The sequence below is a fragment of the Cereibacter sphaeroides 2.4.1 genome, from assembly GCF_000012905.2.
GTDB lineage: Bacteria > Pseudomonadota > Alphaproteobacteria > Rhodobacterales > Rhodobacteraceae > Cereibacter_A > Cereibacter_A sphaeroides.
The window spans coordinates 342,833-355,979 of the sequence record NC_007494.2 but is presented as its reverse complement, the minus strand read 5'-3'; the positions used below and the strand labels follow the sequence as shown (position 1 = coordinate 355,979).

The window sequence follows — 13,147 nt, the reverse complement described above, 5'->3', positions numbered from 1 at the left end:
GATGGCGCCGGTCACAGACCACGAGCCGCGGGTGGTGCTGTCCGCCCGCGGCCTCGGGAAGGATTTCGGCGGCTTCACGGCCGTCAACAATGTGGATCTCGATGTCCATCACGCGCGGATCCATGCGCTGATCGGACCGAACGGAGCGGGAAAGACCACCGTCTTCAACCTGTTGACGAAGTTTCTTCAACCGACCCGCGGCAAGATCACCCTGCTCGGGACGGACATCACCCGCACGCGCCCCGACAAGGTGGCGCGGATGGGAATGGTGCGCTCGTTCCAGATCTCAGCGGTCTTCCCGCATCTGACGGTGCTCGAGAATGTGCGCGTGGCGCTCCAGCGCCCGGCCGAGCTCGCGGTGCAGTTCTGGCAGCCGCTTTCGGCGCTCGACCGGCTGAACGGCCGGGCCGAGGTGCTGATCGAGGAACTGGGGCTCACGCCCTACCTCAACACGCGTGCGGCGGATCTTTCCTATGGGCGCAAGCGCGTGCTGGAGATCGCGACCACCCTCGCCCTCGATCCCGAGGTCCTGCTTCTCGACGAGCCGATGGCCGGCATGGGCCAGGAGGATGTGCAGATGGTGGCGGGCATCATCCGCGAGGTGGCCCGCCACCGGGCGGTGCTGATGGTCGAGCACAATCTGAACGTCGTCGCCGACATCTGCCATCAGGTGACGGTGCTGCAGCGGGGCGAGATCCTCGCCCACGGCGACTATGCCACCGTGAGCACCGATCCGCGCGTGCGCACGGCCTATATGGGAACGGAGGACGCATGACGCTCCTGGAGGTCAACGGCCTTCACGCCTGGTATGGCGAGAGCCACATCCTGCACGGGGTGGATCTGTTCGTCGAGGAAGGCGAGACGATCTGCATCCTCGGTCGCAACGGCATGGGCAAGACCACGACGCTGCGCACGATCATGGGGATCCTGAGGAAGCGCACCGGGGCGATCCGGTTCGCGGGCAAGGACATGATGGGCGTGCCGCTGCATCGCACCGCCCGCGAGGGTCTGGGCTTCGTGCCCGAGGAACGGGGCATCTTCGCCACGCTCTCGGTCGAGGAGAACCTGATGCTGCCCCCGGTGGTCGCCAAGGGCGGCATGTCGGTGGGCGAGATCTACGAGCTGTTTCCGAACCTGAAGGAGCGGCGCTCGAGCCCCGGCACCAAGCTGTCGGGCGGCGAGCAGCAGATGCTCGCCATGGCGCGGATCCTGCGCACCGGCGCGCGCTGCCTGTTGCTGGACGAGCCGACCGAGGGGCTCGCCCCGGTCATCATCCAGCGCATCGGCGAGGTGCTGATCGAGCTGCGCGACCGCGGGATGACCGTGGTGCTGGTCGAGCAGAATTTCCGCTTCGCCTCGAAGGTTGCGGACCGTTTCTACCTCATGGACCACGGACAGATGGTGGCGGATTTCCCGGTCGAGGAGCTGCCCGCGAACATGCCGATGCTGAATTCGGTGCTGGGGGTGTGAGATGATGACGATCTTCGGCATTCCGACGGCGGCCCTCTTCGGCCAGCTGCTGGTGGGTCTCATCAACGGCTCGTTCTATGCGCTCCTGTCGCTGGGGCTTGCGGTGATCTTCGGCCTTCTCCGGGTCATCAACTTCGCCCATGGCGCGCAATATATGGCCGGCGCCTTCGCGGCGCTCCTCCTGCTCACCCAGACCGGGATCGGCTACTGGCCCGCGCTGATCCTCGCCCCGCTCATCGTGGGTCTGGGCGGCGCGCTGATCGAGCGCACCATGCTCTCGCGGCTCTACAAGCTCGACCCGCTCTACGGGCTGCTCTTCACCTTCGGCCTTGCGCTCACGCTCGAAGGCACGTTCCGCTGGTTCTTCGGCACCTCGGGCCAGCCCTATTCGCCGCCGGCCGCACTGACCGGAGCGGTCAATCTCGGCTTCATGTTCCTGCCGATCTATCGCGGCTGGGTGGTTGTGGCCTCGCTCGCCGTCTGCCTCGGCGTCTGGCTTCTGATCGAAAAGACGAAGCTCGGCGCCTATCTGCGGGCCGCGACGGAAAATCCGGTGCTGGTCCAGAGCTTCGGGGTCAATGTGCCGCTGCTTCTGACCTTCACCTACGGGCTGGGCGCGGCGCTCGCGGGCTTTGCGGGCGTGCTGGCCGCGCCGGTCTATCAGGTCTCGCCGCTCATGGGGTCGAACCTCATCATCGTCGTCTTCGCGGTCGTCGTGGTGGGAGGCATGGGCTCGATCCTCGGCGCGATCGTGACCGGCTATCTGCTCGGCATCGCCGAGGGGCTCACCAAGGTCTTCTATCCCGAGGCCTCGAACATCGTGATCTTCGTCATCATGGCGATCGTCCTGATCCTGCGGCCTGCGGGACTCTTCGGAAAGGATGCGTGACATGGCGCGCGGTTCTGCATCTCCGGCCGCCCCTGCGGTGGCCGCCCATCCCCGGGCCGGCACGCTGAAGATCGTGCTGCTCCTGATCGCCGCCGCGGCGCTGATCGCGGCCCCCTTCTTCCTCTATCCGATCTTCCTGATGAAGCTGCTGTGCTTCGCCCTGTTCGCGGCCGCCTTCAACCTGCTTCTGGGCTACACGGGCCTTCTCTCCTTCGGCCATGCCACCTTCTTCGGCGGCTCGGCCTATTTCACCGCCCATGCGGTGAAGGTGTGGGGCTGGCCGCCCGAGTTCGGCATCCTTCTGGGCGTGGCGGGCGCGGCGGCTCTGGGGCTCCTGATGGGGGTCATCGCGATCCGGCGGCAGGGGATCTACTTCGCCATGATCACGCTCGCCCTCAGCCAGATGTTCTTCTTCTTCTGCCTGCAGGCGGCCTTCACCCATGGCGAGGACGGGATCCAGTCGGTCCCGCGCGGCCATCTCTTCGGCGTCATCGACCTCTCGAACGCGACCAACATGTATTTCTTCGTGCTGGGCACCTTCACGCTGGGCATGCTCGCGATCTGGCGCTTCGTGAATTCGCCCTTCGGCATGATCCTGAAGGCCATTCGCGAGAACGAGCCTCGGGCGATCTCGCTCGGCTATTCGGTCGCGGAATACAAGCTCGGCGCCTTCGTGATGTCTGCCGCGCTGGCGGGCCTCGCGGGCGGGGTCAAGGCGCTGGTCTTCCAGTTCGCCACCCTCACCGATGTGGGCTGGCAGATGTCGGGCGAGGTCATCCTGATGACGCTCCTCGGCGGGATCGGCACGCTCGTCGGGCCGGTCGTGGGCTCGGCACTGGTGGTGACGCTGCAGAACTACCTCGCCACCTCGCAATTCCCGGTCACGATCATCACCGGCCTCGTCTTCATGGCCTGCGTGCTGCTCTTCCGCCGCGGGATCGTGGGCGAGTTCTATGCCTCGCGCCTCGGCCGCCGGCTCGGCTTCCGGTCGGAGAGCTGAGATGGAGGCCGATTACATCATCGTGGGGGCGGGCAGCGCGGGCTGCGTACTGGCGAACCGCCTGTCCAAGGATCCCTCGAACCGCGTGCTGCTGATCGAGGCGGGCAAGCGCGACAATTACCACTGGGTGCATATCCCGGTGGGCTATCTCTACTGCATCAACAATCCCCGCACCGACTGGTGCTTCACCACCGAGCCCGAGGAAGGGCTGGAAGGTCGCAGCCTGATCTACCCCCGCGGCAAGGTGCTCGGCGGCTGTTCCTCGATCAACGGCATGATCTACATGCGCGGTCAGGCCGAGGATTACGACGGCTGGCGCCAGATGGGCTGCACCGGCTGGGGCTGGGACGATGTGCTGCCCCTCTTCCGCCGCCAGCAGGACCATCACCGCGGCGAAAGCGAACATCACGGCGCGGGCGGCGAATGGCGGGTGGAACGGGCGCGGGTCCGCTGGGCGGTACTCGATGCTTTCCTCGATGCGGCCGAGCAGGCGGGCATCCCGCGGACCGAGGATTTTAACCGCGGCTCGAACGAGGGCGGCGGCTATTTCGACGTGAACCAGAGGTCCGGCATCCGCTGGAACACGGCCAAGGCCTTCCTGAAGCCCGCCCTCTCCCGCCCGAACCTGCGCGTCGTGACCGAGGCGCAGGTTGAGCGGCTGATCGTCGAGGCGGGCGAGGTGCGGGGCGTGCTCTACCGGCAGGGCGGCACCCTGCACGAGGCCCGGGCGCGGCGCGAGACGGTGCTTGCGGCGGGTGCCATCGGCTCGCCGCACATTCTGGAGCTTTCGGGCATCGGCGATCCCGAGGTGCTGCGCGCGGCGGGCGTCGAGCCGCAGGTCGCCGTGCCGGGCGTAGGTGCGAACCTGCAGGATCACCTGCAGCTCCGCCTCGTCTTCAAGGTGCGGGGCGTGCCCACGCTGAACGAGAAGGCCACCAGCCTCTTCGGTCGCGCCGCGATCGGGGCGGAATATCTCCTGCGCCGCTCGGGGCCGATGTCGATGGCACCGAGTCAGGTCGGGATCTTCACCCGCTCCGGCTCCGAGAAGGCCACGCCCGATCTCGAGTTCCATGTCCAGCCGGTCTCGCTCGACAAGTTCGGCGACAAGGTCCACCCCTTCCCCGGCATGACGGCGAGCGTCTGCAACCTGCGCCCCGAAAGCCGCGGCAGCGTCCATCTGAAAAGCCCCGATCCCGCGCGCCAGCCCGCCATCGCGCCGCATTATCTTTCGACCGAGGGCGACCGCGAGGTGGCGGTGCGCTCGATCCAGATTGCGCGCCATATCGCCTCGCAGCCCGCCTTCGCGCGGTTTCACCCCGAGGAATACCGTCCGGGAGCCGAGCACGACACGCGCGAGGCGCTGGTCGCCGCCGCGGGCCGCATCGGCACCACGATCTTCCACCCGGTCGGCACCTGCCGCATGGGGTCGGATCCGGCGAGCGTCGTCGATCCGCGGCTGAAGTTCCGGGCGCTCGGCGGCCTCAGGATCGCGGATGCGTCGATCATGCCGGCCATCACCTCGGGAAACACCAACTCGCCCACCCTCATGATTGCCGAGAAGGCGGCCGAGATGATCCTCGAGGATGCCCGGCAGCGGGTTTGAGGATGAAAGTTTCCCGGGAACCTGTGCGGGCGCCCGCGTGTTGAGGTTGTCAGTGTCCGGGTGAGCCCATTGCCGCCGACCGTTCAGTTCATCGATCTTCTTGCCGCGGCCGCGCTGCTGCTCTGGGGCCTGCGGCTGATCCGCACCGGCGTCATGCGCGCCTTCGGGGCCACGTTGCGGCAATGGATCTCACGCGCCACCAGCAACCGGGTCGTGGCGGCGCTCTGGGGCCTGCTTGCGACGCTCGGCCTGCAGTCGAGCACGGCCACGGCGGTCATCACCGGCTCGTTCGCGGCCCGTGGCATCATGACGGCGCCGATGGCGCAGGCGGTGATGCTGGGGGCGAACCTCGGCACCGCGACGGTGGCGGCGCTCCTGTCGGTCGATGTCCATTGGGTGGCGAGCCTCTGCATCCTTGCAGGCGTCGTGGGTTTCTCGATGGCGCGTGCCACCCGCGGCCGCGGCATCGGGCGGGCGCTCCTCGGCCTCGGGCTGATGCTGCTCGCCCTGCGGCTGATGGGCGAGGTGACGGCGCCGCTCCAGCATTCCCGCACGCTCGCGCTGGTGATCGCAGGCCTCGGCGAGGCGCCGCTGGTGGCGGCTCTCCTTGCCGCGGGCCTCGCCGTCCTCAGTGCCTCCTCGCTTGCCGTCGTGCTCCTCGTCATGGTGCTGGCGGGCGGCGGTCTCATCGAGACGGTGCCGGCTCTAGCCCTCGTGGCGGGCGCGAACGTCGGCGGCGCGGTCACGCCCTGGCTCGCCGTGGCGGCCGAGGGGCCGGCGGCGCGGCGGATCACGCTCGGCAACCTCGCGGTGCGGATCGCGGGGGCAGCCCTCGTGCTGCTCTTCGCCGCGCCTCTGGCGGACCTTCTCGACGAGGCCGTCTCCGATCACGGCCAGCGGGTCATCGCGGCGCATCTGGCCTTCAGCGCGGTGCTCCTCCTCCTGTTCCTGCCCCTCGTGGGTCCGCTCTGCCGCCTCGTCGAGCGGTTCCTGCCCGATCCGCCGGAGGGCCGGCGCGGCGCGGCCTTCCTCGACGAGAGCCTGCTCGACACGCCCGCCATGGCGCTCGCCGTCGCCGCGCGCGAGACTCTGCGGGTGGGCGACCTCGTGGGCGAGATGCTCGAGCGCAGCCGGCAGGCGCTGCTGGCCAATGACGAATTCGCGGCGCAGGAGGTCTCGCGGCTCGAGCCCGACATCGACCGGCTGACCGAGGCGATCAAGCTCTATATCACCCGCCTCTCGCGCGCCGAGCTGGACGAGGACGATGTGCGGCGTGCGAACGAGATCACCTCCTTTGCCATCAATCTCGAACATATGGGCGACATCATCGAGACCGGGCTCGCCGATGCGGCGCTGAAGAAGATCCGCAAGCGCCTCGCCTTTTCGCCGGAGGGCGGCGCGGAACTGGCCGAGGTGCATGAGCGCACGGTGGCGAACCTGCGGCTGGCGCAGGCGGTGTTCCTCGGGCGGGATGCCGATCTCGCCCGGCAGCTCGTCGAGTCGAAGATCGAGATCCGGCGGCTCGAGGCGCTGTCCTCCGAACGCCACCTCGGCCGGTTGCGGGCCGGGCGGCCCGAAGCGATGGAGACGAGCACCATCCATCTCGATCTGCTGCGCGACCTCAAGCGGCTGAACGCCCATCTCACCTCGGTCGCTCACCCGATCCTGACCGAGATCGGCGTGCTCCGCGAAAGCCGGATGCGCAGCCTGAGTTCCGGCCGCAATCTGGCCGAGCCCGTCGGTCCCGAACGCTAACGCAAGGGAAAGGAGCCCAAGCGAAGGTTATCGACTTGCGAAAATAAGCGAAACGTCGGACGCTTCGCTGCATCGAGGACGGTCGCGCGGCGACCGGCGCGGGAGAGGAGGCCCGCTCCGGTCAGCAGAATGTCGCACCACCGTCATAGGGGCCCGCTATGCCGCACGGCATCCGGCCATCCAGAAGGGAGAGAAGCCCATGAAACGTCGCACATTCCTCACCGCCACGGCGCTTGCGTTGATCGTGCAGGCGGGTGCCGCCGCGGCCCAGACCGAGATCAGCTGGTGGCACGCCATGACGGGCGCCAATGCGGAAGTGGTCGAGAAGATCGCCGCGGATTTCAACGCGAGCCAGTCGGACTACAAGGTGACAGCGGTCTTCAAGGGCACCTACCCCGAGACGCTGAACGCCGGCATCGCAGCCTTCCGCGCCGGTCAGGCCCCCGACATCATCCAGGTCTTCGACGTGGGCACCGGCGTCATGATGGCGGCCGAGGGCGCGATCAAGCCGGTGGCCGAGGTGCTGGGCGACAGCTTCGACAAATCGGCCTACCTGCCGGGGATCGTGGCCTATTATTCCAAGCCCGACGGCACGATGCTGTCCTTCCCCTACAACTCGTCCTCGCCGATCCTCTATTACAACAAGGACATCTTCGAGAAGGCGGGCCTCGATGCAGACACCCCGCCCAAGACCTGGACCGAGGTCTGGGACATGGCGAAGAAGATCAAGGAGAGCGGCGCCGCCCCCTGCGGCTACACCTCGACCTGGCTCACCTGGATCCATACCGAGAATTTCGCGGCCTGGAACGACGTGCCCTTCGCCACGAACGAGAACGGGCTCGCCGATGTGAATGCCGAGCTGAAGATCAACGAGCCGATCTTCGTCAACCACTTCCAGGCGCTGGCCGATCTCGCCAAGGACGGCACGTTCAAATACGGCGGCCGCACGTCCGAGGCCAAACAGATCTTCCTTGCGGGCGAATGCGGGATCTTCACCGAAAGCTCGGGCGGGCTCGGCGACATCGTGAAATCGGGCATGAACTACGGCATCGGCCAGCTGCCCTATGACGAGGCGGGCAACGGGCCGCAGAACACGGTGCCGGGCGGCGCAAGCCTCTGGGTGATGGGCGGCAAGTCGGACGAGACCTATGAGGGCGTCGCCGCCTTCTTCACCTATCTCTCGCAGACCGACGTGCAGGAATATCTGCACCAGACGTCGGGCTATCTGCCGGTGACGATGGAGGCCTACGAGGCGACCAAGGCCTCGGGCTTCTACGAGAAGAACCCGGGCCGCGAGGTGCCGATCACCCAGATGATGGGCAAGGAGCCGACCGCCAACTCCAAGGGCGTGCGCCTCGTGAACCTGCCGCAGGTGCGCGACATCGAGAACGAGGAGTTCGAGAAGATGCTCGCCGGAGAGCAGACCGCGCAGGAGGCGCTCGACGCCGCCGTCTCGCGCGGCAACGAGGCGATCCGCCAGGCCATCGGCGGCTGACGGACATGAGGCCGCCCGGGTTTCGGCCCGGGCGGCCCCTTCGCCCATGCATCGCGCGCATTTCCCCCACCGCCTGCTTCCGTGGCTGCTGGTCGCCCCGCAGCTCCTGATTTCGGCTGTCTTCTTCTACTGGCCCGCGGGTCAGGCTCTCTGGCAGTCGACGCTGCGCGAGGATGCCTTCGGGCTGAAATCCACCTTCGTGGGTTTCGCCAATTTCCGCCGCGTCCTGTCCGATCCCGCCTGGCTCAACTCGATCCAGGTGACGGCGGTCTTCTCGCTGCTCACCGCCTTCTTCTCGATGGCGATCGCGCTCTTTCTCGCCGTGCAGGCCGAGAAGGTCGTGCGCGGCCGCGGCTTCTACCGCACGCTGATGATCTGGCCCTATGCGGTGGCCCCCGCCATCGCAGGCATGCTCTGGCTCTTCATGTTCAACCCCTCGTTCGGCACGCTCGCCTGGCCGCTCCGCCAGCTCGGCATCCGCTGGGATCCGCTGCTCGACGGCGAACAGGCCATGGCGCTGGTGGTGGCGGCTGCAAGCTGGAAGCAGATCAGCTACAATTTCCTGTTCTTTGTCGCAGGCTTGCAGGCCATTCCTCGATCACTGCTGGAAGCTGCGGCCATCGACGGCGCCACGGCCCGGCGGCGGTTCTGGACCATCACCTTCCCGCTTCTCGCGCCTACGACCTTCTTCCTGCTGGTGGTGAACTCGGTCTATGCGCTCTTCGACACGTTCGGCATCATCCATGCGGTGACCGGCGGCGGCCCCGGCAAATCCACCGAGACGCTGGTCTACAAGGTCTATAACGACGGCTTCGTGAACCTGCGCTTCGGCGATTCCGCGGCGCAGTCGGTGATCCTCATGGTGATCGTGATCGCCCTCACCGCCTTCCAGTTCAAATATATCGAACGGAAAGTCCATTATGGCTGAGCACGAGATGATCGGCACCTCGCGCCAGAGCCGGATCATGGCGCATTTCCTGCTGGTGATCGGGGTCATCGTGGTGGCCTTCCCGATCTGGTATGTCTTCGTGGCCTCGACCCACCCGCTCCAGCAGATCCTGCGCCCGCCGCTGCCGCTGCTGCCCGGCGCCGAGGGGCCCTCGAACTACGCCCGCGCGCTCGGCGGCGGGATCGGACAGATCGGCCGCGTGGGGGTGGACCGGCTTCTTCTCAACACGGCCGTCGTGGCTTTCGGCATCGCCATCGGAAAGATCCTGATCTCGATGGCCTCGGCCTACGCCATCGTCTTCTTCCGCTTCCCGCTGCGCATGGTCTGCTTCTGGATGATCTTCATCACCCTGATGCTGCCGGTCGAGGTGCGGATCCTGCCCACCTACAAGGTGATGGTGGACCTGCGCCTGATCGACACCTACGCGGGTCTGATCCTGCCGCTGGTGGCCTCGGCCACGGGGACGCTGCTCTTCCGGCAGTTCTTCATGACGATCCCGAACGAGCTGATGGAAGCCGCTCGCGTCGATGGCGCAGGCCCCTGGCGCTTCTTCAAGGACATCCTGCTGCCGCTCTCGGCCACCAACATCGCGGCGCTGTTCGTGATCCTCTTCATCTACGGATGGACGCAGTATCTCTGGCCGCTCCTCGTGACCAACTCGAACTCGATGAACACCATCGTGATCGCCCTGAGAAAGATGATCTCCTTCGCCGATGCCGACACGCCGTGGGACCTCGTGATGGTCACCTGCGTGCTGGCCATCCTGCCGCCGATCCTCGTGGTCGTGCTGATGCAGCGGTGGTTCGTGAAGGGACTTGTGGAGACGGAGAAGTAAGTGGCGGAAATTTCGCTCAGGGACGTGCGCAAGAGCTATGCGGGGATCGAGGTGATCCACGGGGTCGATTTCGAGATTGCGGACGGCGAATTCGTGGTGATCGTGGGCCCTTCGGGCTGCGGCAAGAGCACGCTTCTGCGCATGGTTGCGGGGCTCGAGGAGATCACCGCGGGCGAGATCGCCATCGGCGGCCGCGTGGTCAACCGGCTGGAACCGCGCGAGCGCGACATCGCGATGGTGTTCCAGAACTACGCGCTCTACCCCCACATGACGGTGCGCGAGAACATGGCCTACGGCCTGAGGATCGCGAAGCTCTCGAAGGCGGAGATCGAGGAACGGGTCGCGCGCTCGGCCACCATGCTGGAACTGGGCCAGCTTCTCGACCGCAAGCCGCGCCAGCTGTCGGGCGGGCAGCGGCAGCGGGTGGCGATGGGCCGGGCGCTGGTGCGCAACCCCGCGGCCTTCCTGCTGGATGAGCCGCTCTCGAACCTAGATGCGAAGCTGCGGGTGCAGATGCGTTTGCAGATCAAGGAGTTGCAGCGCACTGTTCGCACCACCTCGATCTATGTCACCCACGATCAGGTCGAGGCGATGACGCTCGCCGACCGGCTGGTGGTGATGAATGCGGGCGTGGCCGAGCAGATCGCCACGCCGGCCGAGATCTACGACCGGCCCGCCACCACCTTCGTGGCGGGGTTCATCGGTTCGCCCGCGATGAACATGCTGCCCGCCCGAGGCCTTGGCGACGCGCTGGAGGTGGCGGGGCAGCGTCTCGCCGTGCCCGCGCCAGCGGGACGCGATCTGATCCTCGGCGTCCGGCCCGAGCATCTCCATGCCGCGGGCCCCGAGGAGCCGGGCTTCGAGCTCCATGTGCAGGCGGTCGAATGGCTGGGCGCGGACGCCTTCGCTCATGGACGGCTGGCGGACGGCACCGAGCTCGTGCTGCGGACCCCGGGCAAGGCGCCGGTGCGCGAGCGCGACCGACTGAAGGTCGCCCCCGATGCGGCGGCCCTGCATCTCTTCGATGCAGAAACCGGCCGGCGGCTCTGATCGCCCTTGCCAATAAAGGTTCGCAGCGTGCTTCGAGCCGCGAGGCCAGCGCCGAAGCTGGCGGCCACGCCAACGCTTCCTGAAGCGGATCGCGGTTCCGCTCCGGTGCCGCGCGAACGACGTCTCGATGCTTCCTGAGATGATCGAGTCGGCGCAGCCAATCCACGTCGAGCCGCCCGTGCCTTTCCGCCTTGAAACAAGATACCGTTGGCGGAGAGCATTGGCGCAAGGGAGCGCTTCCTGCATCTGCGGTGGCGCGGGCCGGGACCCGCTTCAGGCGTCCCGCTTCAGGATCCATTCCACCTCCGGGGCGGCCACGAAGCGCCATTTGCGCAACGGGCCGGCCATGACATTCAGGTAATACATCTCGAACCCGTAGGGTGCGCCGCAGGGATGGTGCCCGCGCGGCACGCAGACCACGTCTCCGTCCTGCACCGCCATCGTCTCGTCGAGGCGCAGATCGTCGGTATAGACCCGCTGGATGCCGAACCCGTTGGCGGGGTTCAGGCGGTGATAATAGGTCTCCTCGAGATAGGTGATGCGGGGATAATCGTCCTCGTCGTGGCGGTGGCTCGGATAGGAGGACCAGTGACCCGCCGGGGTGAAGACCTCGGTCACGAGGAGCGAGTCGCAGACGTCCTCCGCCTCCATGGCGATATTGTGGATCTGGCGGCGGTTCGTGCCCTTGCCGCGCTCGGTGAGCACGATGCCCTCGGGCCCGATCCGCCGGGCCGCATGGCCGCCGCGTCCGGGCGCGGAGCAGACGGCGATCGTGCAGGCTGTCTCGGCCACCGCCTGCCACGCGCTGCCGTCGGGGAGATACAGCGAATGCGGCGGCGTCTTCTCGAAGACGGACAAGCGCTCGCCCAGCACGCCCCAGTCCTGTCCGCCGCCGGAGACGGAGGCCCGGCCCTCGACCAGGACCAGTATGACCTCGCGATCCCCCGTGGTCTCGGCCGCGACCTCGCCCGGCCGGAGCCGGTAGAGAGAGAAGCCCACATAGCGCCAGCCCGCCGAGGCCGGGGTGATCTCATGCACCTTGCCGTGGCTGCCGAAGGGCCGGTGCAGCAATATCGTCATGGGTCTCTCCTCTCCTCAGGGTCACGGCCCGCCGCCTCCGGGATCAGGCGCCGGGCCGCAGCCGCAACGGATCCTCGCCCTCGAAGTGACGCGGTAGAGGGACCCCGTTCATCCATCCCCGCGGCCCCTGTCGAGCCCCGCCGCGCGCGCCATCGTCCGGAGCGCCTCGAACCCCATCTTCTGGTAGGTGAAGGGGTCGGCCTTCCGCGGATCCTGCTCGGCCTCGATCACCAGCCAGCCCCGATAGCCCGCCTCGGCCGCCGCGCGCAGAACGGGGGCGAAATCGACGCAGCCCTCGGGGTCGCCCGGAACGGTGAAGAGGCCGCGCCGCACGCCCTCGAGAAACGAGAGCCCCTCGGCCCGCACCTGCGCCAGCACCTCGGGCCGGACGTTCTTGGCGTGAATGTGGCGCACCCGCCCCATGTGCCGGGCCGCCACCCGCGCCGGATCGCCGCCGCCGAAGGTGCAGTGCCCCGTGTCGAGCAGGAGCTGCATAGCATGGGTCGAGGCCATCAGCCGGTCGATCTCCTCCTCGGTCTCGACGATGGTTCCCGCATGGGGGTGATAGACCAGCGTCACCCCCTGAGCCGCGGCGATCCCCGCCAGCGCGTCGAGCCCCGAGGTGAAGCGGCCCCAGTCGGTATCGGCGATCCGCGGCCGGTCGTTGACCGCCACGTCGTCCATGCCATGGACCGTGTTCGAACATTCGCAGGCGATCAGCCGGTCGCTGCCCGCAGCCTTCAGCATGTCGATGAAGCCCTGCATCGCCGCCGTCTCGGCGGCGAGATCGTTCACCAGAAGGTTCGTCGAATGCCAGCCTCCCACGAAGCGCAGCCCGTAGTCCCCCAGCCTCGCCTTCAGCGCAGCGCCATCCGCGGGCATCTTGTGGCCCTTCTCGATCCCGTCGAAGCCGATCCTGCGGCAGTCGGACAGGCAGTCGTCGAGGCTCAGATGCGCGCCGATGCTCCGGTCGTCGTCGTTCGACCAGGCGATGGGGTTGGTGCCATAGAGGATCATCGGG

At 67.3% G+C, this 13,147-nt stretch carries 12 protein-coding genes; 10 read left to right on the top strand and 2 right to left on the bottom strand.

Annotated elements, in window-relative coordinates; genetic code table 11:
* Position 1: 1 nt before the first annotated feature.
* From RSP_RS17100 to RSP_RS17055, 10 genes are all read left to right on the top strand, one after another.
* The gene (locus RSP_RS17100; RefSeq protein ID WP_002723942.1) at positions 2 to 775 is read left to right on the top strand and encodes an ABC transporter ATP-binding protein; all 774 of its coding nucleotides are present in this window, start codon (positions 2 to 4) and stop codon (positions 773 to 775) included.
* Positions 772 to 1,470 (top strand): ABC transporter ATP-binding protein, encoded by a 699-nt coding sequence (locus RSP_RS17095; protein ID WP_011339190.1) that lies wholly within the window; start codon positions 772 to 774, stop codon positions 1,468 to 1,470. Before RSP_RS17100 ends, RSP_RS17095 begins: the two co-directional genes overlap by 4 nt.
* Before the next feature lies 1 nt (position 1,471).
* Complete coding sequence (locus RSP_RS17090; RefSeq protein WP_011339189.1) at positions 1,472 to 2,359, top strand: branched-chain amino acid ABC transporter permease; 888 nt, start codon at positions 1,472 to 1,474, stop codon at positions 2,357 to 2,359.
* A gap of 1 nt (position 2,360) precedes the next feature.
* Positions 2,361 to 3,359, top strand: a complete 999-nt coding sequence (locus RSP_RS17085; RefSeq protein ID WP_009561496.1) for a branched-chain amino acid ABC transporter permease — start codon at positions 2,361 to 2,363, stop codon at positions 3,357 to 3,359.
* A gap of 1 nt (position 3,360) precedes the next feature.
* Positions 3,361 to 4,962, top strand: a complete 1,602-nt coding sequence (locus RSP_RS17080; protein WP_002723936.1) for a GMC family oxidoreductase — start codon at positions 3,361 to 3,363, stop codon at positions 4,960 to 4,962.
* A 69-nt stretch (positions 4,963 to 5,031) separates the two neighbouring features.
* Positions 5,032 to 6,717: a Na/Pi cotransporter family protein gene (locus RSP_RS17075; protein WP_017140346.1), complete on the top strand. Its 1,686-nt coding sequence runs from the start codon at positions 5,032 to 5,034 to the stop codon at positions 6,715 to 6,717.
* A 199-nt stretch (positions 6,718 to 6,916) separates the two neighbouring features.
* Positions 6,917 to 8,212 (top strand): sn-glycerol-3-phosphate ABC transporter substrate-binding protein UgpB, encoded by a 1,296-nt coding sequence (gene ugpB / locus RSP_RS17070; protein ID WP_011339187.1) that lies wholly within the window; start codon positions 6,917 to 6,919, stop codon positions 8,210 to 8,212.
* 46 nt (positions 8,213 to 8,258) lie between these two features.
* Complete coding sequence (gene ugpA, locus RSP_RS17065) at positions 8,259 to 9,140, top strand: sn-glycerol-3-phosphate ABC transporter permease UgpA (RefSeq protein WP_011339186.1); 882 nt, start codon at positions 8,259 to 8,261, stop codon at positions 9,138 to 9,140.
* Positions 9,133 to 9,996, top strand: coding sequence for a sn-glycerol-3-phosphate ABC transporter permease UgpE (ugpE, locus tag RSP_RS17060; protein ID WP_011339185.1), 864 nt, complete (start codon positions 9,133 to 9,135; stop codon positions 9,994 to 9,996). The genes ugpA and ugpE overlap by 8 nt, the downstream gene beginning before the upstream one ends.
* On the top strand, positions 9,997 to 11,046 hold the full coding sequence (locus RSP_RS17055) for a sn-glycerol-3-phosphate import ATP-binding protein UgpC (protein WP_011339184.1): 1,050 nt from the start codon (positions 9,997 to 9,999) through the stop codon (positions 11,044 to 11,046).
* A 273-nt stretch (positions 11,047 to 11,319) separates the two neighbouring features.
* On the opposite strand, the gene iolB is transcribed toward RSP_RS17055, so the two are convergent.
* Both iolB and iolE read right to left on the bottom strand, forming a co-directional pair.
* The gene (gene iolB / locus RSP_RS17050; RefSeq protein ID WP_011339183.1) at positions 11,320 to 12,126 is read right to left on the bottom strand and encodes a 5-deoxy-glucuronate isomerase; all 807 of its coding nucleotides are present in this window, start codon (positions 12,124 to 12,126) and stop codon (positions 11,320 to 11,322) included.
* Positions 12,127 to 12,234: 108 nt separating this feature from the next.
* Entirely contained in the window at positions 12,235 to 13,143 is a 909-nt protein-coding gene (iolE, locus tag RSP_RS17045) for a myo-inosose-2 dehydratase (protein WP_011339182.1), read from the bottom strand.
* Positions 13,144 to 13,147: the final 4 nt, after the last annotated feature.

Coding starts and splice junctions, on each gene's coding strand:
- RSP_RS17100 (WP_002723942.1), top strand. CDS start 2: ATGGCGCCGGTCACAGACCACGAGCCGCGGGTGGTGCTGTCCGCCCGC.
- RSP_RS17095 (WP_011339190.1), top strand. CDS start 772: ATGACGCTCCTGGAGGTCAACGGCCTTCACGCCTGGTATGGCGAGAGC.
- RSP_RS17090 (WP_011339189.1), top strand. CDS start 1,472: ATGATGACGATCTTCGGCATTCCGACGGCGGCCCTCTTCGGCCAGCTG.
- RSP_RS17085 (WP_009561496.1), top strand. CDS start 2,361: ATGGCGCGCGGTTCTGCATCTCCGGCCGCCCCTGCGGTGGCCGCCCAT.
- RSP_RS17080 (WP_002723936.1), top strand. CDS start 3,361: ATGGAGGCCGATTACATCATCGTGGGGGCGGGCAGCGCGGGCTGCGTA.
- ugpB (WP_011339187.1), top strand. CDS start 6,917: ATGAAACGTCGCACATTCCTCACCGCCACGGCGCTTGCGTTGATCGTG.
- ugpA (WP_011339186.1), top strand. CDS start 8,259: ATGCATCGCGCGCATTTCCCCCACCGCCTGCTTCCGTGGCTGCTGGTC.
- ugpE (WP_011339185.1), top strand. CDS start 9,133: ATGGCTGAGCACGAGATGATCGGCACCTCGCGCCAGAGCCGGATCATG.
- iolB (WP_011339183.1), bottom strand. CDS start 12,126: ATGACGATATTGCTGCACCGGCCCTTCGGCAGCCACGGCAAGGTGCAT.
- iolE (WP_011339182.1), bottom strand. CDS start 13,143: ATGATCCTCTATGGCACCAACCCCATCGCCTGGTCGAACGACGACGAC.